The sequence below is a fragment of the Dokdonella fugitiva genome, from assembly GCF_004342425.1.
GTDB lineage: Bacteria > Pseudomonadota > Gammaproteobacteria > Xanthomonadales > Rhodanobacteraceae > Dokdonella_A > Dokdonella_A fugitiva.
In genome coordinates this window covers 596,035-618,181 of sequence record NZ_SLWQ01000001.1, presented here as the reverse complement: position 1 = coordinate 618,181, position 22,147 = coordinate 596,035, and the positions used below count along the sequence as shown (strand labels likewise).

General features: G+C 72.2%; 21 protein-coding genes. 12 read left to right on the top strand and 9 right to left on the bottom strand.

Translation table 11 applies throughout. The annotated features are described in order from the left end of the window. Nucleotides 1–77: 77 nt before the first annotated feature. Nucleotides 78–2,918, bottom strand: coding sequence for a M16 family metallopeptidase (locus EV148_RS02645; RefSeq protein ID WP_131993021.1), 2,841 nt, complete (start codon nt 2,916–2,918; stop codon nt 78–80). 171 nt (nt 2,919–3,089) lie between these two features. On the opposite strand from EV148_RS02645, the gene EV148_RS02640 reads away from it, so the two are divergent. The 3 genes from EV148_RS02640 to EV148_RS02630 all read left to right on the top strand — a co-directional run bounded on the left by EV148_RS02640 (nt 3,090) and on the right by EV148_RS02630 (nt 4,964). Beyond that, nucleotides 3,090–3,782, top strand: coding sequence for an SDR family oxidoreductase (locus tag EV148_RS02640; protein ID WP_131993017.1), 693 nt, complete (start codon nt 3,090–3,092; stop codon nt 3,780–3,782). A 309-nt stretch (nt 3,783–4,091) separates the two neighbouring features. Continuing rightward, nucleotides 4,092–4,433: a hypothetical protein gene (locus EV148_RS02635; protein WP_131993014.1), complete on the top strand. Its 342-nt coding sequence runs from the start codon at nt 4,092–4,094 to the stop codon at nt 4,431–4,433. 42 nt (nt 4,434–4,475) lie between these two features. Then, on the top strand, nt 4,476–4,964 hold the full coding sequence (locus tag EV148_RS02630; protein ID WP_241987952.1) for a tRNA (cytidine(34)-2'-O)-methyltransferase: 489 nt from the start codon (nt 4,476–4,478) through the stop codon (nt 4,962–4,964). Between the two features lie 45 nt (nt 4,965–5,009). On the opposite strand, the gene EV148_RS02625 is transcribed toward EV148_RS02630, so the two are convergent. The 5 genes from EV148_RS02625 to EV148_RS02605 form a co-directional block, all read right to left on the bottom strand. Next, a complete protein-coding gene (locus tag EV148_RS02625; RefSeq protein WP_131993008.1) occupies nt 5,010–6,005 on the bottom strand; it encodes an NAD(P)H-dependent glycerol-3-phosphate dehydrogenase in 996 nt (331 codons plus the stop codon). Between the two features lie 81 nt (nt 6,006–6,086). Next, on the bottom strand, nt 6,087–6,578 hold the full coding sequence (secB, locus tag EV148_RS02620; RefSeq protein ID WP_425479837.1) for a protein-export chaperone SecB: 492 nt from the start codon (nt 6,576–6,578) through the stop codon (nt 6,087–6,089). A 220-nt stretch (nt 6,579–6,798) separates the two neighbouring features. After that, nucleotides 6,799–7,242: a rhodanese-like domain-containing protein gene (locus EV148_RS02615; RefSeq protein WP_131993002.1), complete on the bottom strand. Its 444-nt coding sequence runs from the start codon at nt 7,240–7,242 to the stop codon at nt 6,799–6,801. A 91-nt stretch (nt 7,243–7,333) separates the two neighbouring features. Beyond that, the gene (locus tag EV148_RS02610; protein ID WP_131992999.1) at nt 7,334–7,756 is read right to left on the bottom strand and encodes a hypothetical protein; all 423 of its coding nucleotides are present in this window, start codon (nt 7,754–7,756) and stop codon (nt 7,334–7,336) included. Between the two features lie 51 nt (nt 7,757–7,807). Next, the gene (locus EV148_RS02605) at nt 7,808–8,269 is read right to left on the bottom strand and encodes a YiiD C-terminal domain-containing protein (protein WP_241987951.1); all 462 of its coding nucleotides are present in this window, start codon (nt 8,267–8,269) and stop codon (nt 7,808–7,810) included. Nucleotides 8,270–8,341: 72 nt separating this feature from the next. On the opposite strand from EV148_RS02605, the gene EV148_RS02600 reads away from it, so the two are divergent. Genes EV148_RS02600 through EV148_RS02590 form a run of 3 tightly spaced genes read left to right on the top strand, consistent with a single transcriptional unit; the run spans nt 8,342 to nt 11,516 of the window. Then, nucleotides 8,342–9,118, top strand: coding sequence for a uroporphyrinogen-III synthase (locus EV148_RS02600; protein ID WP_131992993.1), 777 nt, complete (start codon nt 8,342–8,344; stop codon nt 9,116–9,118). 47 nt (nt 9,119–9,165) lie between these two features. Then, complete coding sequence (locus EV148_RS02595) at nt 9,166–10,260, top strand: uroporphyrinogen-III C-methyltransferase (RefSeq protein WP_131992990.1); 1,095 nt, start codon at nt 9,166–9,168, stop codon at nt 10,258–10,260. Next, entirely contained in the window at nt 10,257–11,516 is a 1,260-nt protein-coding gene (locus tag EV148_RS02590; RefSeq protein ID WP_131992987.1) for a heme biosynthesis protein HemY, read from the top strand. The genes EV148_RS02595 and EV148_RS02590 overlap by 4 nt, the downstream gene beginning before the upstream one ends. Nucleotides 11,517–12,231: 715 nt before the next feature. Here the strand turns inward: EV148_RS02590 and EV148_RS02585 are convergent. Together EV148_RS02585 and EV148_RS18825 are read right to left on the bottom strand one after the other, a co-directional pair. Beyond that, a complete protein-coding gene (locus EV148_RS02585; protein ID WP_131992984.1) occupies nt 12,232–12,804 on the bottom strand; it encodes a DUF2845 domain-containing protein in 573 nt (190 codons plus the stop codon). 54 nt (nt 12,805–12,858) lie between these two features. Continuing rightward, a complete protein-coding gene (locus EV148_RS18825) occupies nt 12,859–13,926 on the bottom strand; it encodes a 2Fe-2S iron-sulfur cluster-binding protein (RefSeq protein WP_131992981.1) in 1,068 nt (355 codons plus the stop codon). A 129-nt stretch (nt 13,927–14,055) separates the two neighbouring features. Here EV148_RS18825 and EV148_RS18820 point away from each other — a divergent pair, with 129 nt between their 5' ends. The 5 genes from EV148_RS18820 (at nt 14,056) to EV148_RS02555 (ending at nt 18,245) form a co-directional block, all read left to right on the top strand. After that, complete coding sequence (locus EV148_RS18820; protein ID WP_131992978.1) at nt 14,056–14,871, top strand: hypothetical protein; 816 nt, start codon at nt 14,056–14,058, stop codon at nt 14,869–14,871. 70 nt (nt 14,872–14,941) lie between these two features. After that, complete coding sequence (locus tag EV148_RS02570) at nt 14,942–15,379, top strand: hotdog fold thioesterase (RefSeq protein WP_131992975.1); 438 nt, start codon at nt 14,942–14,944, stop codon at nt 15,377–15,379. A 2-nt stretch (nt 15,380–15,381) separates the two neighbouring features. After that, nucleotides 15,382–16,332 (top strand): serine/threonine protein kinase, encoded by a 951-nt coding sequence (locus EV148_RS02565; protein ID WP_131992972.1) that lies wholly within the window; start codon nt 15,382–15,384, stop codon nt 16,330–16,332. A gap of 70 nt (nt 16,333–16,402) precedes the next feature. After that, nucleotides 16,403–17,212 carry a lysophospholipid acyltransferase family protein gene (locus EV148_RS02560; protein WP_131992969.1) on the top strand — a complete coding sequence of 270 codons (810 nt, stop codon included), beginning with the start codon at nt 16,403–16,405 and terminating at the stop codon, nt 17,210–17,212. Beyond that, nucleotides 17,199–18,245 (top strand): YheT family hydrolase, encoded by a 1,047-nt coding sequence (locus EV148_RS02555; protein ID WP_131992966.1) that lies wholly within the window; start codon nt 17,199–17,201, stop codon nt 18,243–18,245. Before EV148_RS02560 ends, EV148_RS02555 begins: the two co-directional genes overlap by 14 nt. Nucleotides 18,246–18,415: 170 nt before the next feature. On the opposite strand, the gene EV148_RS02550 is transcribed toward EV148_RS02555, so the two are convergent. Next, on the bottom strand, nt 18,416–19,912 hold the full coding sequence (locus tag EV148_RS02550) for an AAA family ATPase (RefSeq protein ID WP_131992963.1): 1,497 nt from the start codon (nt 19,910–19,912) through the stop codon (nt 18,416–18,418). Nucleotides 19,913–20,028: 116 nt separating this feature from the next. On the opposite strand from EV148_RS02550, the gene EV148_RS02545 reads away from it, so the two are divergent. After that, on the top strand, nt 20,029–22,107 hold the full coding sequence (locus tag EV148_RS02545) for a tetratricopeptide repeat protein (protein ID WP_158287277.1): 2,079 nt from the start codon (nt 20,029–20,031) through the stop codon (nt 22,105–22,107). The last annotated feature ends 40 nt before the right edge of the window (nt 22,108–22,147 follow it).

Sequence of the window (22,147 nt, the reverse complement as noted above, 5' to 3'; positions counted from 1 at the left end):
CCCGGCTTTCGCCGGGACGACGGGTGAGGGGCGGTGCGCCGGCCGCCGATGGTCCGCCGGCGTACGGGTCCGTCCGCTCAGCGCACCTTCCTGCCGTCGGCGTCGATCACTTCGACGGCGCCGAGTTCGAGCTTGCGCAGCGACGCTTCGATGCGCGCGAGGTCGCCGACGACCACCCAGGTGAGCGCGTCCGGGCGCACGACTTCGCGCGCGGCCGCCTGCACGGCCTCGTCGGTCTGCGCCTCGATGCGCGCCTTCAGCGTCTGCACGTAGTCGTCCGGACGGTCGTACAGCTTCATGCTCGTGATCGCCGCGAGCACCGAGCCGGTCGTCTGGTATTCGCCGGGCAGGCTTCGCACGTCGCCGACCTTGATCTTGTCGATTTCCTCGTGCGTGAGCGGACGCGTGCCGACGAGTTCCTTCGCTTCGCGCAGGATCTCGGCCACCGACTCGGCAGTCTTGTCGGTCTGCACCGGCGCGTACATGAGGAACGGACGCTGGCCGATCGCGTTCGACAGCAGGCTGCCGGCACCGTACGCCCAGTGCTTCGCCTCGCGCAGGTTCATGTTGAGGCGCGAGGTGAAGCTGCCGCCGAACGCGCCGTTCATGGTCCGGATCTCGAGGTTGTTCTTCGCCTTCGTCGACGGCGCGACGACGCCGGCGAGGATCAGCGACTGCGACGCGCCGGGCTTGTCGAGCAGGAACAGGCGCGGCTGCTTCGGCGCGTCGACGTGCGCGATGTTCTTCTTCGGTACCGGCGTGTCCGCGGCCTTCCAGTCGCCGAACACGGCGTCGAGTTTCGCGATGACCGCGTCCAGCGTGGTGTCGCCGGCGACGAGGATCGTCACGTTGTCGGGGCGGATGAAGTCGCGCACCCAGGCGCGCAGGTCCGCCGCGTCGAGCGAGCTGATCGATGCCTCGGTGCCCGAGCCGGTGAACGGAATCGCGTAGGCATGGCCGGCGCCGTAGATGAGCGGCGGCAGGCTGCGCAGCGCGAGGCTCGTCGGCTGCGTCTTCTCCTGCGCGATGCGCGCGAGCCACTGGCCGCGGATGCGCGCGATGTCGGCATCACGGAAGGCGGCGTTGCGCACGACGTCGGCGAACAGCTTCAGCGACGGCTCGAGCTGCGAGGCGAGCGCATTGAGGCTCGCGTTGGAACTGTCGAGGCCGGAGCCGGCGCCGATGATCGCGCCGAGCCGCTCGGCGCGACGCGCGATCTCGAGCGAATCGAGTTCGGCGGTGCCTTCGTCGAGCATCGCCATCGTGAACGCGGACGTGCCGAGCTTGCGGCCCTGGTCAGACGCATAGCCGGCGTCGAACAGCATCTGCACCTGCACGACGGGAATCGCGTGGCGCTGCGCGAGCACGACGTCGATGCCGTTCCTGAGCTTGCCGCGCTCGAGCTTCGGGAAGCCGAGGTCGGGGAACGTCGCCACCGCCGGAACGCCCTTGCTGCGATCGATCGATGACGGCGTCGTCGTGTATGCGTGCGCGGGTTCGGCCGGCAGCTTGGCTTCTGGGCGCCCGGCGAGCGCGGGACGACCCGGCTTCTCCATTTCGTCGGCCGGCTCGCTGGTGTCGTCCTTCGCCGCCGGCGTGATCGTCAGCGTGTAGTCGCCGCGGGCGATCCACTTCTTCGCCGCGGCGAGCACGCTCGCCGGCGTCGCCGCGTCCATGCGGGCGAGGTCCTGCTTGTACGCGGCCGGATCGTCGCGATAGACCTGCCCTTCGGCGAGCACGCTCGCCTTCGAATTGACCTTCTCGAGCGCGCGGATGAAATGCGCGCGGTTGTCGGTCCTGACGCGCTCGAGCTCGTCCGCGGTCGGGCCGTGCTCGAGGAACTTCTTCCATTCGTCGGCGATCGCCGCCTCGACCTTGGCCGGGTCGACGCCATTCTTGACGTCGGCGCTGAGCTGCAGCATCGAGGCGAGCGCGAACGCCTGCACCGACACCGAGACGTCGTCGACGAGCTTGTCCTTGTAGACGAGGCGCTCGTACAGGCGCGAGGTCTTGCCACCCCCGAGCACGTCGGCCGCGAGATCGAGCAGGACCGCGTCGGCGTCGGCGAGGCCCGGGACGTTCCACTCGCGCACGATGCGCGTCTGCGCGACGCGATCGGTCATCGTGTCGCGCGTCGATTCCGTGCGCGGCGCGACCCACGGCTGCTGGCGCGGCACCGGCGGCCCGGCCGGGATGTCGCCGAAGTACTTCAGCATCTTTTCCTTCGCGACCTCCGGCGTGATGTCGCCGACGAGCGCGACGGTCACGTTGGCCGCGCCGTACCAGGCCTGGAACCACTGCCTGACGTCGGCGAGAGAGGCCGCGTCGAGGTCCTTCATCGAGCCGATCGTGTCGTGGTGGTAGGGATGGTTGGCCGGGAATGCGTTCGCCGCGACGCGCTCGTCGACGCGGCCGTACGGCTGGTTCTCGCCCTGGCGTTTCTCGTTCTGCACGACGCCGCGCTGCTCGTCGAGCTCGGCCTGGCCGATCGCGCCGAGCAGGTGGCCCATGCGGTCCGATTCCATCCACAAGGTCATGTCGAGCGCGGTGGTAGGTACCGTCTCGTAGTAATTCGTGCGGTCGAACCAGGTCGTGCCGTTCTGGTCGGTCGCGCCGGCCAGCTCGAACGGGCGGAAGAATTCGTCCTTGTGGTTTTCCGAGCCCTGGAACATCAGGTGTTCGAACAGATGCGCGAAGCCGGTCTTGCCCGCCGGCTCGTCGGCCGAGCCGACGTGGTACCAGACGCTGACCGCGACGACGGGCGCCTTGTGGTCCTCGCTGACGACGACGGTGAGCCCGTTCGGCAAGGTGAAGCGCGTGAACGGGATGTCGATCGCGTCGCTGCCGGCGGCATGCGCGGCGACGCCGCCGCAGGCGAAGGCGACGGTTGCGGCGAGGAAGGCGAGGGGCTTGCGCATGGGTTCTCCTGGCGCGGCGCGGAACGGGGAAAAACCGGCAGGGTACGCGCGCGCCGGCGGCGGCCGCAACGGACGTTGGTCATGCGGTCGGCGCGCGCGCCGCGCCGCGTGGCCGGGGATGGCTTAGACTGCACCGCGGCGGCAAGGTTCGCCGCGTCGCAGGAGATGCGCATGGCGCATGCCCTCGTCACCGGCGCGAACCGTGGCATCGGCCTCGAGTTCGTGCGCCAGCTGCTCGCCCGCGGCGAGCGCGTCGTCGCCACCTGCCGCCATCCGGGTCGCGCGCTCGAGCTGACCCGCCTCGCCGGCGCGCATCCGGGCCACCTGCTCGTGTTGCCGCTGACCTTGCCCGACACGCGCTCGATCGCCGAACTCGTGCGCGAGATCGCCACGCTCGACCTGCGCATCGGCCTGCTCGTCAACAATGCCGGCATGCTCGTCGAGGGCGAGCGCTTCGGCGCGATCGACGCGAAGGCGCTCGCCGACAGCTTCGCGACCAACGCGCAAGGGCCTTTCCTGCTCGCGCAGGCGCTTGCGCCGCGCCTCGCCGAAGGCGCACGCGTCGCCAACCTGACCAGCACGCTCGGCTCGATCGGTAGTACCGATTCGCTGTACAGCCCGAGTTATTCGATCAGCAAGGCCGCGCTGAACATGGCGAGCCGGCTGCTAGCGCTCGCGCTCGAACCGCGGCGTGCGATCGTCATCGCGCTCTGCCCCGGCTGGGTGCGCACCGACATGGGCGGGGCGAACGCGCCGCTTGGCGCGCCGGAGTCGGTGGCGGCGATGCTGCGCGTGATCGACGCGCTCAAGCCCGGCGACAGCGGGTCCTTCCTCTCCGAGCGCGGACACCCGATCCCCTGGTAGCTGTCCGCGGCGTGTCCGCGGCCGTGTCCGCGCGGCGCGGACGCGTCGCGCGCATGCCGCGCGAATCGTCGCGCGAATCGCCGCCATCGCCGCGCGACCGTCGCGGCGTGGGATGCGCGCGGGTGAAAAACCCGTGAAATACCGCGTAAAACCGCCGCCCGTGGCGTCCGCGCCGCGTCGCGACGTGACTTCCGGCCTAGCAACTCTTTTTGCCTTTGCTGCATCCATGAAGACCGTGAGCAGGGCAGTTTGTCGTTGGCACATCGCTTGCTCTGCACGATCTGGAAGCTCGCAAAAGGAGAAGTACCCATGAACGTCCGCACTCCGCTCATCCGCGCCGCCCTGGCCGCGACGATGGTCGCGGGTTCCTTCGCCCTCGAGCGCGTGCCGCACGCGGCCGCCGCCGAGGCAGGCCTGTCGGTCGAGAGCCGCGCGCCGCTGCACGCGACCTTGCTGCCGGAACTGCGCGTGACCGCGCGCGCCGCCAACCCGGATGCCGAAGCCGCCGCCGAACTCGCCGCCGGCGAGGCATTGCCGGTCACGCTGATGCCGACCGTGCGCGTCACCGCGGCCGCCGGCGATTTCGCGATGCTCGACACCGCGTTCGAGCGCATGTTGGGCGGCGATGGCGTGCTGCTCGCCGCCGACTGAGGATCCGCGCAGGCGCGGCGCGAGCGCCGCGCTTGCGCCTGCGTGGCGCGCCACGATAATGCGCGCGTGCTGCATGTCGTCCTCTACCAGCCCGAGATCCCGCCGAATACCGGCAACGTGATCCGCCTGTGCGCGAACAGTGGCGCGGCGCTGCATCTGGTGCGTCCGCTCGGCTTCGACCTCGACCACGCCAAGCTGCGCCGCGCCGGCCTCGACTACCACGAGTTCGCCGAGGTCACCGTGCACGACGATCTCGGCGCGTTCGTCGCCGCGGTCGCGCCGCGGCGCCTGTTCGCGTTGTCGACGCGTGGCCGCGCCCGCTACGACACGGTCGCCTACGCCGACGGTGATGCCTTCCTGTTCGGCCCGGAGACACGCGGCTTGCCGCAGGACGTACTCGATGCGATCGAGCCGCCGCATCGGCTGTGCCTGCCGATGCGTCCGGGCAACCGCAGCCTCAACCTGTCGAATGCGGTCGCGGTAGTCGTCTACGAGGCGTGGCGCCAGCTCGGCTTCGCCGGCAGCGCGTGATCGATCGGCCGTTGGGGCCCGCAAGCCCGCGCCGCGCTCCAGCCCTCAGGGATACTCGGGCTTCTGCTCCCGCGCGAGCAGCGCGCGCATGCCTTCGGTCGGCGTGAGTTCCTCGTGCAGCACCTTCTGCACGAGTGCGCTGATCGGCAGCTCGACGCCGTGCGCGTCGGCAAGTTTCATCACGGTGTCGACCGTCTGCACGCTTTCGACGACCTGGCCGATTCCGGCGATCGCCTGCGCGAGCGGCGTGCCGCGGCCGAGCGCGAGCCCGAGCCGGCGGTTGCGGGAGAGATCGCCGGTGCAGGTGAGCACGAGGTCGCCGAGGCCGGCGAGGCCCATCAGCGTTTCCGCGCGCGAGCCGAGTGCGGCGCCGAGGCGCAGCATTTCGGCGAGGCCGCGCGTGATGAGACCGGCACGCGCGTTGAGGCCCATCTGCATGCCGTCGGCGACGCCGGTCGCGACCGCGAGCACGTTCTTCATCGCGCCGCCGAGTTCCGCGCCGAGCACATCGCTGCCGGTGTACGCACGGAAGCGCGGCGAGTGCAGCGCGCGCGCGACGTCCCGGGCGAAGGTGGCGTCGGCCGAATGCACGGTCAGCGCGGTCGGCAGGCCGATCGCGACCTCGCGCGCGAACGATGGCCCGGTCACGACCGCGGCAGGATGGCCGGGCAGGCGCGCGGCGACGAGTTCATGCAGGAAACGGCCCGACGCGGGATCGAAGCCCTTGGTCGCCCAGGCGATGCCGATGCCTGGCGCGACCCACGGCGCGATCGCCGCGAGCAGGTCGTCGAAGGCATGGCTCGGCACCGCAAGGAGCAGGGTGCCGGCGTCGCGCACGCACGGCTCGAGCGCGCCCGACAACTGCAGCGCGTCGGGGATTTCGAGGTCGGGCAGGTAACGCGCGTTGCGCCGCGTCGTCGCCATGTCGACGACGGCCTGCGGCGTGCGGCCCCACAGCGTGGTCGGCACGCCGTTGCGCGCGAGCTGCACCGCGAGCGCGGTGCCCCACGAGCCCGCGCCGAGCACGACGAAGGCATTCATCACGAGACGACCGCGACCCGCCGGCGGCGGATCGCGGTGGACGAGGCGTGGCGCACGGCCATCATCCGCGGCCGCGCGCGATCAGGCGTTCGCGCCCTGCGGAGCGCCCGACTCGGCGCGCCGGCGCATCTGTTCGGCATACAGCGCGTCGAAGTTGATCGGCTGCAGGAAGAACGGCGGGAAACCGCCATTCTGCACGAGCTCGGAAATCACCTGGCGCGCGTACGGGAACAGCACGTTCGGGCAATAGGTCGCGAGCACGGCCTCGCGCGCCTGCGCGTCGAAGCCGGTGAGGCCGAAGATGCCGGCCTGCTGCACCTCGGCGAGGTACGCGGTCTTGTCCTCGACGCGGCAGGTCGCGGTGACGCTGAGCACGACCTCGTAGACGTCCGTGCCGATCGACGCGACGCGCTGCGCGAGGTTGAGCTCGACGTTCGGCTGGCCCTGCTGCTGGAAGATCTGCGGAGCGCCCGGCGCCTCGAACGAAACGTCCTTGACGTAGATGCGCTGCAGGTTCAGCTGCGCCTGGTTCTGCTCGGGCGCGGCCGCGCCGTTGGTGTTGTCTGCCATGATGTGCTCGATTGAGAGGTAAAGGCCGTCGATTATCCCACGGACGCGCCGGGCGCGCACGCGGGCCGCGGGAACGGGGCGGACGCGATGCGACGCGGTACGCGGGGCGGCGCGAACCGGGTCGCGGCTCCCGGATCCGGTGACGCGTCGCGGTCCGCTGCCGGGGTCGCCGGCCGCCGGCCGGGCGTTTGGCCGTCCAGACGGCCAGACACAGGGACCTGCCTCAGGCGCGACCCTTGACGAGCGGCATCTGCGCCTCGTTCCACGCTGCGACGCCACCCTCGAGCCAGAACACCTTCTGGAAGCCGGCCTTCTTGAGGCGTTGCGCGGCCTGGGCCGACGTCTGCCCGTTGCGGCAGACGAGCGCGATGGGCTGCTCGCGCGCCTTGGCGAGGTCCTTGTGGGCGGGATCGAGCGCGCTCATCGCGACATGCTTCGCGCCGGGGATGTGCCCCTTCTCGAACTCGGCCAGCGCCGACACGTCGACGACCAGCGCGTTCTCGCGATTGATGAGCTGGGTGAGCCCGGCCGGGGTCAGCGCCGCATAGCCGCGCGTGAACCGCTGCGCCTCGGTGACGAGCAACGCGACGAACACGCCGACGAACGCGAGGGTGAGGTAGAAGTGGTTGCCGAGGAACTCGGGCAGGCGGTGCAGGACGTCGGACATCGGCTTCGCTGGCGGGGGCACGGGACGTGCGCGGCCGGCGATTATCCGGCACGCGCCGTTGCGAGGAAAGCCGGCCCGCGCGCGGCGCGCCTCAGTCGTGCCGCGAAATGTCCGGCAGGCCGGTCGTCAGCCACCAGCGCTTGCCGGCCTCGTCGTACTTCCAGACCTGGCGGTCGATCACCGAGCGCACGCTCTGCGTGTTCACGTTGACGAGCTCGATCTGCACGGTCTGGTGCATCTCGTCCTCGCTCACCGGCACGACCGGCTGCTCGTTGTAGCCGGTCACGCGCACCTGGCGGAAGCGGTCGAGTTCGAGCTGGGTCGGCGGGTGCTCGGCGAGGGCCTTCGGCTCGACGAAATTCAGCGCCTGCGAAACCTCGCCCCAGCGGATCGTCGCCGCGTAGCTGCGCAGCGTCTCGTCGAGCAGCGTGGTCTTGGAGCGCATCTTCTCGGTCGCGCAACCGCCGAGCAGGGCGAGGGCGGCAATCAACAGGACGGACGACAGGCGATGCATGGCGAACCTCCGCGGCGGATGCGTCGATTGTGCAGCAAGCGCGACGCCGCGTCAGCGCGGAACCAGCGCGACGAAGCGCGCATCGAGCGTGGCCGCGTCGCCGTCGTCGGGCAAGGGGACGCGGCAGTGCACGCGCAGTCGCGCCTTGCCGCGCTCGGCGAGCGTGGCGGCGAACGCGTCGAGCGATTCGCCAGGTGCCGCCGCGGCGATCGCGCGGAAGTCGTGCCACACCGGGGCGAGATAGCGGATGCTGCTGTCCTGCACGTAGATGTCCGCGTGCATCGCGCGCGCCTGCAGCACGAGCTCGAGCAGGCCCCAGCCGGCCAGCGTCATCAGGCTCGCGAGGCTGCCGCCGAAGGCGCAGCCCTTGTCGTTGACGTTCGGCGCGAGCGGCGCGGCGAGCGCGAGCGAGGCGCCGTCGAAATCGGCGACCGAGAGGCCCATCGCGCGCGTGAGCGGGATGCGGTCGAGTTCGCCGCGCAGCGTGGCGAGCGCGGAGGAGGGTGCGTGCATCGGCATGTCCGGCAAAAGGGCAAGTGTGCGCACACGCTGCGCGCGCCTCAAGCGCGGCCGTATGATGCGGCCATGCCGACTCCCGCACGCCTGCCGCGCGTCGACGCGGGCCGCGCGCTCGCGGGCGCGACCGTCGTGGTGACGCGCCCCGATGCGACCGCGTTGCTGCGCAGCGCGCGCCGGCTCGGCGCGTGCGCACTGTCCTTGCCGGGCCTGTCGTTGCGCGCGCTGCCGGTGGCGCGCCCGCCCGGCGCCATCGACGCCTGGATCTTCACGAGTCCCGCGGCCGTGCGCTTTGCGCTGGATCGCACGCCATGCCTTTCCGTGCCCGCGCGCGCCGTCGTGTTCGCGGTCGGCGCGGGCACGCGCGCGGCGCTTGCCCGGCATGGCATCGACGCGACCGCGCCGGAGCGTGCCGACAGCGAAGGCCTGCTCGCGCTGCCCGGGCTCGGTGACATGCACGGCCGCCGCCTCGCCCTCGTCGGCGCGCCCGGCGGGCGCGACCTCATCGCGCCGACGCTGCGCGCGCGCGGCGCGGACGTCCTGCCGATCCACGTGTACCGGCGACTGCCGCCGCGCCTGACACGCCGCCATTTCGACGCCCTCGCCGTGGCCAAGGACCCGCTCGTGACCCTGCTGTCGAGCGGCGAGGCGCTCGCGAACCTCGTCGCCGCGCTGCCATCGCCGCTGCTCGCGCGCCTGCGCGCACGGCCGATCGTGGTCAGCAGCGCGCGCCTGGCCGCGGCCGCGCGTGCGGCCGGCTTCGCGGAGATCGCGACCGCGGCGTCGGCGGCGCCGCGCGACCTGCTCGCGACGGCATCGCGCGCGCTCGCCGACCGCCGGACGTGACGCCGTGCCGCGCTGCCGGCGCCGGCGCTTTCGGCTAGCATGCGGACATGAGCGAAGACATCGGAAGTACCTCGCCAGCCGCCGGCCGCGAACTTGCGCCGCGGACGCCGCCGCGCGCCGCCACGGGGCGCGGCGGTGCCCGCCTCGCCTGGCTGGTCGCCTTCGCCGCGCTGGTCGTCGCGCTCGTCGCGCTGTGGCGTGTCTACGCGCTCGAACACGGTCGCGCGGCCGCGCAAGCCGGTGCGATCGACGATCTCGGTGCGCGCCTCGACGCGCTGTCGCGCACGGTCGACCAGCGCAAGCGCGACATCGACGGCCTGCGCGCGCGCCTCACCGATGCCGACGACGTCAACAAGAGCGTGCGCGAGGAACTGCTCGCGCTCGGCGAGCGTTCGCGCCATCTCGAGGACGCAGTGGCCAACCTGTCCGAGCAGCGCCTCAGCGGACGCGATGCGCTCGCGCTGAACGAGGCGGAGTTCCTCCTGCAGCAGGCACGGGAGCGTCTCGCCCTGTTCCAGGACGCAGCGGCGGCGATTTCCGCGTACCGGCTGGCCGATTCGGCGCTCGCCGCGGCGGAAGACCCGGTGTTCGCGTCGGTGCGCCAGACGATCGGCGCGGAACGCCAGGCGCTGGAGGCGAGCCGGCCGGCCGAAACGCACGCGGCGCTCGCCGCGCTCGCGCGCCTGCGCGAGGCTGCCGCCGCGTTGCCCGCACGCCAGGCCGCGGCGCAGGCAGGGCCGGCGACGACGTCGCGCTGGTCCGGTTTCATCGAACAGTTCGTGAAGATCAGCCACGACGACGGCGACCCGCTGGCCGCGCGCGACCCGGGCCTCGCGCGCTCGCTCGTCGTGCTCGACCTGCGTGACGCCGAGGCGGCGCTGCTCGCGCGCGACGGCGACGGCTACAAGGCCGCGCTCGGCCGTGCCCGCACGGGCATCACCGCAACGTTCGACGAGGCTGCCCCGCCCACGCGCGCGTCACTCGCCGACATCGACCGGCTCGCGGCCGAACCGCTCGCCCCCGCGTTGCCCGAACTCGGCAGCGCGCTGAAGGAATTGCGCAACCTGCGCGCGACGCGCGCGCTCGCGCATCCCCCGGTGCCGGCGGCGCGGGTGGCCGCGCCGGACGGAGCGGGCACATGAGGCTCTGGCGCACCGTCCTGCTGTTCCTCCTCGCCGCGTTCGTCGCGGCGCTCGCCTGGCACTGGCTGGCGGCGGATCCCGGCTACGTGCAGGTGCGCCTGCGCGGCACGACGGTCGAATCGAGCCTCGTCGTCGCGATCGCGCTGCTGCTGCTGGCATGGGCCTCGCTCACCCTGGCCTGGGGTCTCGCGCGCTGGCCGTTCCGCGCCTGGGGCCGCTCGGTCAAGCGGCGTGGCCGCGAACGACTCGCCGCCGGCCTCACCGCGTTCGCCGAAGGCGACTACGCGCAGGCCGAACGCGACCTCGCGCGCGCGGCGCAGAACAGCGCGTTCCGCACACCCGCGCTGCTCGTGTCGGCGCGCGCCGCCTACGAACGCGGCGCGCCCGAGCGCGCATCGCAGGCACTCGACGACGTCGGTGCGGGCGGCCTGCGCGCGGCCGACGCGACGCGTGCGCGCTTCCTCGTGGAAGGCGGTCGCCATGCCGAGGCGCTCGCCCTGCTCAAGCCGAAGGCAGCGACGGGCGAGCTGTCGCCCCGCGGCTGGCGCCTGCTCGCCGAAGCCGCGCTCGCCTGCGGCGAGGTGCAGGCGGCGCTCGACGCCCTGCCCGCGATCGCGCGCAGCCAGTCGCTGACCGCCGACGCGCAGGCGGCGCTCGAGACACGCGTGCTCGCCGCCGTGCTCGCGGCGGCGCCCGACGCGACACGACTCGCCGCGGCGTGGAGCGGCGCGACGCGCGCGCAGCGCAAGCGCGCCGAACTCGTCGCCGCGTTCGCGCGCCGTGCCGCCGGGCTGGGGCAGGTGCTCGCCGCGATGGATGAGATCGAATCGGCACAGCGGCGCGAATGGAGCGACCTGCTCGCGACCGTCTACGGCGAACTCGGCGCGGCCGAGGCCGGCGCGCGCCTGCGCGTGGCGGAGTCCTGGCTCGCGCTCGCGCCGAACAGCGCGCCGCTGCTCACCACGCTCGGCCGGCTGTACGTGCTGCAGGGCCAGTACGGCAAGGCGGAGGATGCGCTCGAGCGCGCGCTCGCGCTGACGCCCTCGGCGGCGACGTGGGAGGCAGTCGGCGACTGCCGCAAGGGCGAAAACGACCTCGCCGGCGCGGCCACCGCGTACGCCAATGCGCTGCGCTGCATGCGCGGCGAGGCGACCGTCGCGCTCGCGCCCCTGCTCGCACGCGATGCGCTCGACACGCGGCCGATCGCATTCGAGGAACGCAGCGAGCACGGCGTGCCGCGCCTTCCGGCTGCGTAGGGTGTCGCGCGGTCAGCCGCGCAAGGCTTGCTTCGCTCGTCGCGACGCCGTGGCTTGGTTCCACCTGCCTCGCGGCGAGCGAGAACGCCGTCATTCCGGCGAAAGCCGGAATCCAGCTTTTCGCGTGATGGGGTGAGGCGTCGGCTCACGCGGTGCGCGGCTTCTTTCGCGTAGCGCGACGCTGTCGCAAGGTTCCGCTCGCCTCGGCGGCGAGCGGGTGCCTTCTCTTTGCTTGCCCAAAGGGAAGGCACCGAGAGAAAGGGCACCCCGCGTCGCCGCCCGCGAGGCTTCGCCTCGCGGGTCCGCGGTCGTCGGCCGGTTGCGCCGAGCGCATCCCTGCGCTGGCGGCGCAATGCGCGCGATCCATCGCGCGCCCCCTTCGGGCCATTTCGGCCGCCGCCCGCCGGCGCCGAGGGGACCCGGTGGAGCACAAGCAGAAGCGCAAAAGCGCAGAAGCGCGGAGCTACCCTGTCGTCCCGGCGAAAGCCGGGACCCAGCGCGTTCGTCCCACACCGCCGTCATTCCCGCGAAAGCGGGAATCCATTTTTTCCTGTTGCCGGCGTCAAGACCACGCTGGATTCCGGCTTGCGCCGGAGTTCTGCTGCTTGCTTGGATGGCGTTGCCCGGCGCGTGCGCTCGCGAAACCTGCTCGTCGTCCCGGCGAAAACCCGGACCCGGTGCCTTCGACCGCCGCGACGAAGAGCTGGATCGGCTCTCAGCGCGTGAGCGATTCGACCGTGTCGACGCGGCCGTCGACGAGGCGTACCAGGCGGACGCGGCGGCGGTCGCCGAAATCGTAGATCCAGTCCTCGCGCCGCTGTTCGCGCCAGCGCTCGACACCGGGCGCGGGCCGGCGCACGAGCGCGTCGTTGCGGCTGCGTCGCGACGCGGGTTCGCCGCAGAGCGCGACGAGTTCGCCGGCGCTGAGGCCGTCGAGCAGGCGGTTCGGTTCGCAGTTTTCGCCGATGCGGTCGACGCCGTAGCCGAGCGTGTCCTCGCGCGCGAGCACGCCGTCGCGGAACAGGAGCCGGCGCATGAGCTGGCGCGGGCCGAAGTTGTAGTACCAGGCGTCGTACTGCACTTCGCGCTGGCTCTCGAGCGGCCCGTCGCGACCGAGCACGACGACGTCGGTCCAGCGGTCGCTCCAGAACGGATCGCCGCAGCGCTCGCGGACCTGGAAATCCTGCGCGCCGTCGCTGACGAGGCGGTTGCCGCAACGCATCGCCGCGACGGGCGCGCTGGCGAGGAGGGCGAGCAGGACGAACGGAAGCAGGAGCGCGCGGTGCATGGTGCATCTCTTCGATGGATCGCGGATGGACCGCAGGGCGACCCCGGATGTTCCTCAGGGGCCGTCGATGCCGGCGCGTCCGCGCAGGATCTGCGCGATCACGTCCGGCGCGTAGTCGAACGAATCGTAGTACAGGCGCTCCTCGGGCAAGCCCGCGTCGGCGAAGGCGCGGCGGCCTGCATCGACCATCGCCGGCGGTCCGCTCATGTAGACGTCGAAGCCGGACAGGTCCGGTTCGTCGTCGAGCAACACTTCGTGCACGAGTCCCATGCGGGCCGTCGCGCCTGCTTCCGGATCGCTCACGACAGGGACGAAGCGGAACGCCGCGACGTCGCGCGCCCAGCGCGCGGGCAGTTCGCGCAGGTACAGCTCGGCCGCGCTGCGCGCGCCCCAGTACAGCGCGATCGGTCGCCGCGTGCCGAGTGCGAGGAAGTGTTCGATGAGCGCCTTGATCGGCGCGAAGCCGGTGCCGCCGGCCATGAACAGCAGCGGTCGCTCGCTGTCCTCGCGCGGCACGAAGGTACCGAGCGGGCCCTCGACGTCGAGTTCGGCGCCGGGCTGCAGCACGTCGAACACCGCATTGGTGAAGTCGCCGCCGGCGACGCGGCGCACGTGCAGCTCGATCGCGTCGTCGTCGTGCGAACCGGTGTGTGCAGGCGCATTCGCGATCGAGAACGCGCGCCGGCGGCCACCCTCGAGCAGCACGTCGAGGTACTGGCCGGCCAGCCGCCGCAGGCGCTCGCCGGGTGCGGGCGCGAGGTGCAGGCGCATCACGTCGTGGCTGAGCAGGCGCTTGCCGGCGATGCGCAGCGTGAGGCGCCGACGCGGAATGTCGGCGACCGAGGCGACCTCGCGCGCGGCGATCGTGATGTCGCCGCTCGGCACGGCCTGGCACAGCAACACCTGGTGGCGCAGCTGTTCGGCCGCGTTGAGCGCGCTCGGCGGATTGCGCGGATAGGTGCAGGCGCCCTCGACAAGGGTCGCCTTGCAGCTGCCGCACACGCCGGCGAGGCAGGAGTACGGCAGGGCGAGGCCGGCACGTCGCGCGGCTTCGAGCACGGTCTCGCCGGGCAGCACGTCGAAACGCTTGCCGCTGGCCTGCAGGGTGACGGTGTGGGACACGCGATCGGGGATCGTGGAGTGGCGGTGATTGTCGCCCAATTCGACGCGGGCCGCGAAAACGCAGGTGCATGCCCTCGTCCGGCCATCTGCCGCGGCGACGATGCGCGTGGCGAACGGAGGAGCACGGACATGGGCGGAACGCGTATCCCCGATACGGGCGAATCCGATCGCGCCGGCACCGACGACGCGCGTCGCCGCTTCCTCCAGGGTGCCGGCGCCGGCGCGATCCTGCTCGCCGCGCTCGCCGGCTCGCGCGCCTGGGCGGGCGGCCGGCCCGAGCCGCTCGTGCGCTGGGCGCGCGAACTCGCCGTGCTCAACGGGCGCGTCGTGCGCGGCGAGTTGGCGGTCACCGACTGGCAGGCGCGCATCGAGCAGCTCAACACCTCGGTCGCGGTCGAGGACCTGGTCGCCTGGCTCGACATCGACCGGCTCGAGCGCGGGTTCCGCTATCCGACGCGGCTCGCCGACGTCGCCGATCCCGTGCTCCCTGCCGACCTCGTCTCGCCCGGCGCGCGGCGCGCCTGGTTCGTGCGCGTATTCGGCATGCGTCGCGGCGGCACGATCATTCCGCACGTGCACAACCACATGGTGTCCGCGCACCTCGTCGTTTCGGGCGCCTTCCATGCGCGCACGCATGACCGGCTGCGCGACCTCGACGACGCGGTCGTGCTGAAACCGTCGATCGACGGCCGCCTCGCGCGCGGCGCAATCATCAGCATGTCGGACCGGCGCGACAACCAGCACTGGCTCGTCGCGCTCGAGGACCGCTCGCTGACCTTCGATGTGGGCGTGGTCGACGTCGCCGCGTCGTGGCCGTACCGGCTCGCGGCGAACAGCAACCACATGATCTTCGTCGACGCCGGCGCCAAGCCGCAGGCGGACGGCCTCGTCGTCGCCCCGGTGATGAGCTTCGGGGCCTGCGCGGCGAAATACGCCGGCGCCTGACCGCGTTCTTTCGGCCCCCGGCCCCGGGCCCGCAGGCTATAGTCCCCGCCCCCACCGCGGAGCCCGCGCCATGCCGATCTGGAAGCAGACCACCGACCTCGAGCGCATCAACGCGTGGAACCGCGGCTGCCTGGTCGAGCACCTCGGCATGCGCGTGACCGCGATCGGCGACGACTGGGTGCAAGGCACGATGCCGGTCGACGCGCGCACCAGGCAGCCGTTCGGCCTGCTCCACGGCGGTGCGTCGGTCGCGCTCGCCGAATCGCTCGGCAGCCTCGCCGGCAACCTGTGCATCGAGGCGAGCGAGATGGCGGTCGGGCTCGACATCAACGCCAACCACGTGCGCGCGGCGACCGAAGGCGACGTCACCGGCACCGCGCGCGCGGTGCACATCGGCCGCACGACGCAGGTGTGGGAGATCCGCATCGTCGACGCGCACGCGCGGCTCGTCTGCATTTCGCGCCTCACGCTCGCGGTGGTGCCGCGGCCGACGCCGAAGGCGGTCTGAGGATGACGGCGGCCGCGCCGTACGACGCGCTCACGCCCGACACCGTGCTCGACGCGATCGAGGCGGCCGGCTACGCGACCGACGGCCGCCTGCTCGCGCTGCCCAGCTACGAGAACCGCGTCTACCAGGTCGGCATCGAGGACGGTGCGCCGCTGGTCGCGAAGTTCTACCGGCCCGCGCGCTGGAGCGATGCGGCGATCGCCGAGGAACACGCGTTCGCGCTCGAACTCGCCGCGGCGGAACTGCCGGTCGTCGCGCCGCTCGTCGTCGACGGCGCGACCCTGCTCGTGCACGCGGGTTTCCGCTACACGCTCTATCCGCGCCGCGGCGGCCGCGCGCCCGAGCTCGAATCGGCCGACCATCTCGCCTGGATGGGGCGCCTGCTCGCGCGCCTGCACGCGGTCGGGGCGCGCAGTCGCTTTCGCGTCCGTGGCGCGATCGACGGCGACGGCTTCGTGCGCGAAGCGGCCCGCGCGGTGCTCGCCTCGCCGCTGCTGCCGCGCCACCTGGAGGAGCGCTACCGCGCGCGCACCGTGGCGATTGCCGACCTCGTCGACGCGCGCTTCGCGAGCGTCGCGCCGGCGACCTTGCGCCTGCACGGCGACTGCCACGGTGGCAACGTGCTGTGGACCGATGCCGGCCCGCATTTCGTCGACCTCGACGACGCGCGCACTGGCCCGGCCGTGCAGGACCTGTGGATGCTCGCGCCATCGCCGCGCGCGCTCGACGCATTGCTCGAAGGCTATGCCGAGTTTCGTGACTTCGATCCGCGCGAACTCGACCTCGTCGAACCGCTGCGCCTGATGCGGCAGATCCACTGGGCCGGCTGGGTCGCCGCGCGCTGGCACGATCCGGCCTTCCCGCGCGGCTTTCCGCAGGTCGGCGAGGAGCGCTGGTGGGAGCAGCACCTGGCCGACCTCGCCGAAGCGGCCGAACGCCTGCAGGACGGCTGAACGCTTCGTGCAGCCTCGTGCGGCGGCGCACCAGACTCCGCTACTATCACGTCGATACCTGCAGGCCACGATGAACCGACTCGTCGAATCCCCCGTTGCCGCCGTACCGTCGAGCGACCGCTTGCGACCCTGGCGTTACGGCTGGCGCGTGCCGCAGCTGTTGTTGCACGCGATCGTCGCCGTGCCGCTCGCGCTGCTCGCGCTGAACCCGCTCGCCGCACGCATCCGCGTCGGCCGCACGACGTTCGAGAAGGCGATGATCCGCTGGTGGTCGGCACGCCTCGTGCGCATCTTCGGCCTGCGCATCCGCAGTTTCGGCGAGCCGTTGCCGGGCGCGGTGCTCTACGTCGCCAATCACATTTCATGGCTCGACATCGAGCTCATGCACAGCCGGCGACCGGTCAGCTTCGTGGCCAAGAGCGAGATCGCCGGCTGGCCCTTCGTCGGCTGGCTCGCCTCGCGCGCGGGCACGATCTTCCATCGCCGCGGCAACACCGATTCGCTCAACGCAGTCATGGCACGCGTGGTCGAGCGCCTGCGCGCGGGCGAGCCGGTCGGCGTGTTTCCCGAGGGTGGCAGCGGCCACGGCGACCGCGTCGGCACCTTCCACGCGCGCATCTTCCAGACCGCGCTCGACGCCGATGTCGCGGTGCAACCGGTCGCGCTGCGCTACGGCCGCGACGGCCGCCAGGATCCGCGCGTCCCGTTCGGCCGCAAGGAAAGCTTCTTCACGAACTTCCTGCGCGTGCTCGGCAACCCCGCGATGGACGCGGAGATCCATTTCCTCGAACCGGTGCCGGCGACGCCCGAGGCCCGCCGGCGCATGGCGGAACTGAGCCGGGCGCGCATCGTGCAGACGCTCGGCTATGGCGACGACTGAGGCCGCGCTGCTCGCCGCCGGCAAGGACGAACGCCGCGGCGAGCTGCCGCGCGGCGTCGATTTCCGGCCGCCACGCTGGCTCGCCAATCCGCACCTGCAATCGATCCTCGCCTCGAGCGCGCTGCGCCGCCTCGCCTTGCGTGGCGCGCAGCGGGATCTGGACCGCGGCAGCGAGGAACACCTGCTCGACTGCGGCAACGGCGTGCGCCTGCAGGGCTTCCTCGCGCGCCAGCGCGGGCGCGCGCGGGCGCTCGGGCTGGTCGTGCTGCTGCACGGCTGGGAAGGCAGCGCGCGCTCGTCCTACGTGGTCGGCACCGGAGCACGCCTGCTCGGCGACGGCTTCGACGTGTTCCGCCTCAACTTCCGCGACCACGGCGACACGCATCACCTGAACCGCGAGCTGTTCCACTCCAACCGCATCGACGAAGTCGTCGCCGCGGTGCGCGCGGTGCGCGACATGTTCGCGGCCGCACCGGTCGCGCTCGCCGGGTTCTCGCTCGGCGGCAACTTCGCGCTGCGCGTGGCGTCGCGCGCGCCCGACGCGGTGCGCTATGCGATCGCGGTGTGCCCGGTGGTCAGCCCTGCCGCGGGCCTGTTCGGGCTCGAGCGAGCTCCGTGGATCTACCAGCGCTATTTCCTGCACAAGTGGCGCGAGTCGCTGCGGCGCAAGCGCGAGCTGTTTCCCGAGGTCGACTGGTTCAGCGCGCAGGAGCTCGCCGCCGACCTGCGCGGGCTCACGCGCGCGCTCGTGCTGCGCCACACCGACTTCGGTTCGCTCGACGCCTACCTCGACGGCTATTCGATCGCGGGCGATCGGCTGCGTACGCTCGAGGTGCCGGCGACGATCCTCACCGCGGCAGACGATCCGGTCATCCCGGTCGCCGACTTCCACGCGCTGCAGCTGCCGTCGAACGTCGAGCTCGACATCGCCGCGCATGGCGGCCATTGCGGCTTCATCCTCGATGCACGCCTGCGCAGCTTCACCGTCGACTACATCGCACGGCGCATGCAGCGACATCTCGCGGTGGAGTGACGGGCGGGCGGGGAGCGGCGCTGCTCAGGGCTTGGGGAGACGAGTTCGCCGCGCGTGATGCGGATGCCGGGCAGGAAGGTGTCGCCCTCGACCATCGCCGCGCGCGGCGGCAGGCCGATGCCGGGGAGGAACGCGACGACGTGCCCGAGCGTTCGCCTCCATCGCGGCACTCAGCCGGCCGGCACCGTGCGGCCGCGCGCCCACGCGCGCAGCCCGGCGACCTTTTCCGCCATGAGCACCGACAACGGCCGCGTTGCCGCGCACTCGGCGAGCAGCTGCGCCTGGGTCGGCGCGTCCTGTTTCGCGGCCGCGGCGGCGTACAGCGCGGCGACGACGATCTGTTCGATCTCGGCTCCCGAGTAGCCGTCGCTCGCCGCGGCGAGTGCGTCGAGGTCGAACGCCGCCGGATCGAGGCTGCGCTGCGCGAGGTGCAGGCGGAAGACGTCCACGCGCGTCGGCGCGTCGGGCAGGTCGACGAAGAACGTCTCGTCGAAGCGGCCCTTGCGCAGCAGCTCGGCCGGAAGCTGGTGCACCTCGTTCGCGGTCGCGACGAGGAACACCGGCGCCTTGCGTTCGGCCATCCAGGTGAGCAGGTAGCCGAGCACGCGACGCGACACGCCGCCATCGTCGCCGGAGGTCGACAGCGCCTTCTCGATTTCGTCGATCCATAGCACGCACGGCGCGAGCAGCTCGGCGCTCCTGAGCGCCTCGCGCAGGTTGCGCTCGGTTTCGCCGTGGTACTTGTTGTAGAGCGTGCCGAAGTCGAGGCGCACGAGCGGCACGCCGAAGCCGCCCGCGGTAGCCTTGGCAGCGAGGCTCTTGCCGCATCCCTGCACGCCGAGCAGCAGCACGCCCTTGGGCGGGTCCAGCCTGACCGTCTGCTTCTCGCCGAGGAACGCCGCGCGGCGCTGGGCGATCCACTGCTTGAGCCGGGCGAGCCCGCCGACGTTGGCGAACTGCGCCGTCTCGTACTCGAAATGCAGCAGGCCGTTGCGGTCGAGCAGCGCGTGCTTGGCGCGCGCGAGTTCGGGCAGGTCGGCCGCGGTGATCGCGCCGTCGTCGTAGATGAGCTTGCGTGCGATGCGGCGCGCGTCCTCGAGGGCGAGGCCGACGAGGTTGCGCACGATCGCGCGCGCGGCCTCGGCGTCCACTTCGACGCGCCGCCCGCCGTGGTCGCGCGAGTAACGGAACGCCTCCTCGCGCAGCATCGCGGCGAGCGCTTCCTTGTCGGGCAGCGCGAACTCGAAGCGCGTCGCGACCGCCGCCAGCTCGCCGGGCAGTTCGATCCCGGCGCCGACGAGCACGAGCGTGTGTTCGGCCGACTCCTGCCGCTGCACGATCTCGCGCAGCAGGCGCAAGGTCATCGGGTAGCGCAGGTACGGCTGGAAATCGAGCAGCAGGTAGACGCCCGCGACCGGCGTGCGCTTGATCGCCTGCAGGCTCATGCTCGCGTCGGGCGCCTCGCGCATCGATTCGTCCCCGTCGTCGTCGAGATCGAGGTCGAGCCGCTCGAGGCCGCCGGTGATGCTCCAGCGCCAGAACGGCCGCAGGCACTGCGCGATCGCGTGGCGGAAGCCCTCGATCACGCCGTTTTCGTCGGCGGAATCGACCAGCAGCAGCGGCGTGCGGGCCCTGAGCAGGGTGGAGAGGTCCTGGTTGCGGCTCACGGTGGTCGCGCTGGGGATCCAAGGCGCGAAAGCCTAGCATGGCCGGATGCGGCATAATCGGCGGTCCGGCGCGTGCCCGCACGCGCATTCCACACCTCCACGCGAACGACGCACGCATGCTCAAAGACGCCATCGACCTGCATCGCCAGGGCCGCTTCGACGAAGCCGAGAAGGGCTATCGCGCGAGGCTCGCCGAGCAACCCGACGACGTCGAAGCGCTGCACCTGCTCGGCATGCTGCGCTACCAGCTCGGCGACACGCCCGAAGGCAGCACGCTGCTCCAGCGTGCGCACGCACTCGCGCCCGAAGACGCCGGCATCGAACTCACGCTCGCTTCGATGAGCTTCCGCGAGGGTGACCATGAAGCGGCGCGACGGGGTTTCCATGCCGCGCTCGCGCTCGACCCGAACCTCGCCGGCGCGCACGCGGGCCTGGGCCAGCTCGCGCTCATGCGCGGCGAGCAGGCGGTCGCCGAACAGCACTTCCGCACCGCGCTGCGCAACGGCGAGGAGCCACATGCGCTCGCCGGCCTCGGTGGCCTGCTGCTCGAACGCGGCGACCTCGACGCGGCGCTGCGCCATCTCGGGCGTGCCGCCGACCTCGCGCCGAACGACGCGATGATCCAGTTCATGCTCGGCCAGGCGTTCGCGCGCCGCGACACGCCCGCGTTCGCCGAGCAGGCGTTCCGCAACGCGCTGCGCATCAAGCCCGACCTGCACCAGGTGCGGCCGTGGCTCGGCTCGGTGCTGCTCAAGGCCGGTCGCCGCGGCGAGGCCGACGCGCAGTACCATGAATTGCTCGGCGTGCCGGGCTTCGAAGTCGCCGCGCAGGTCGGCCTCGCCGACGTCGCGCGCGCCGAGGGCCGCTACGAGGACGCGGTCGCGTCGTATCGCGCCGCGCTGGCGATCGATCCGGCGCTGCCGATGCCGGCGCGCGCGCTGGCCTGGTCGCTGGCGCGGCTCGGTCGCGTCGACGAGGCGATCGAGGCGTACGACGCCTGCCTCGCGATGGCGCCCGACGACGACGTGCGTGCCGCGCGCGCCGACCTGCTCAGCCTCTCCGGACGGCTGCCGGACGCGGCCGCGGTATGGAAGGAGATGCTCGAGCGCAATCCGGCCGACCTGCTCGCGCGCAACCGGCTCGCGCTGCTCGCCGAATACCTCGGCGAACTCGACGCCGCCGAAGCGCACGCGGGCATCGTGCTCGCCGCGCGCGAGGATGCCGAGATGCGCCTCGTGCGCGCCCGCGCGCGCCTGCGTGAGGGCGATGCCGACGGTGCCCGCGCGATGCTCGACGCGCTCGAAAAGGGCGATCTCACCGACGGCCAGGCGCGCCTGCGCTGGAACTACCTCGGCCGCCTGCACGATCGCGCCGGCGACGCGGCCGAGGCGGTGCGCTGCTTCGCCGAGGCACAGCGCGGCGCGCCCGTCGCGGTGCCCGCGCTCGCCGATCCGCACCCGCAGCTCGACGCCGCGCTCGCCGAACCGACGCAGGCGCCGTGGGCGCAGGCACCGGTACTGCTGCTCGGCACCCCCGGCAGCGGCGTCGAGCGCGTGGCCGCGCTGCTCGCCGACCAGCCGGGCCTGACCGTGCTGCGCGACCGCATCGGCCCCGCCGCGCGCGTGGACCATTTCAGCCAGCCGCGCTTCCAGCACTACTGCGGCGAACTCGACGCGGCCGCACGCGAGGCGTTGCGCGAGCGATGGCTCGCGCCGCTGCGCGCGGGCGGAGTCGCGCTCGATCGCCCGGTGGTCGACTGGTTGCCGCGCTGGGACGCGCACCTGCTCGCGCTCGTGCGCCGGGTCATGCCGGGCGCGCGCATCATCGTGGTCGAACGTGATCCGCGCGACGCGCTGCTCAACTGGCTCGCGTTCGGCTGGGCGCGCGGCTTTCCGTGCAGCGACGTCGACGGCGCCGCCGAATGGCTGGTGCGCGCGCGCCGCCACCTGCAGCACGGCGTGGCACTCGACGACCCGCGCCGCCTCGTCGTCGCCGCGGATGCGCTGCTCGACGATCCGGCCGGCGCCGGCGATGCGCTCGCGCGTTTCCTCGGCCTCGATGCGCTCGAGCCGGGCCACCAGTTCGCCGCGATGATGCGCAGCCTCGGCGGCTTGCCGGTGCGCTTCCAGGCAGGGCATTGGCAACGCTACGGCGACGCGCTCGCGGGCCCGTTCGGCAAACTCGTCGCCGGCTGAACGGCGGGCGCATACGTACGCGCACGACTGTTGTGCGTGC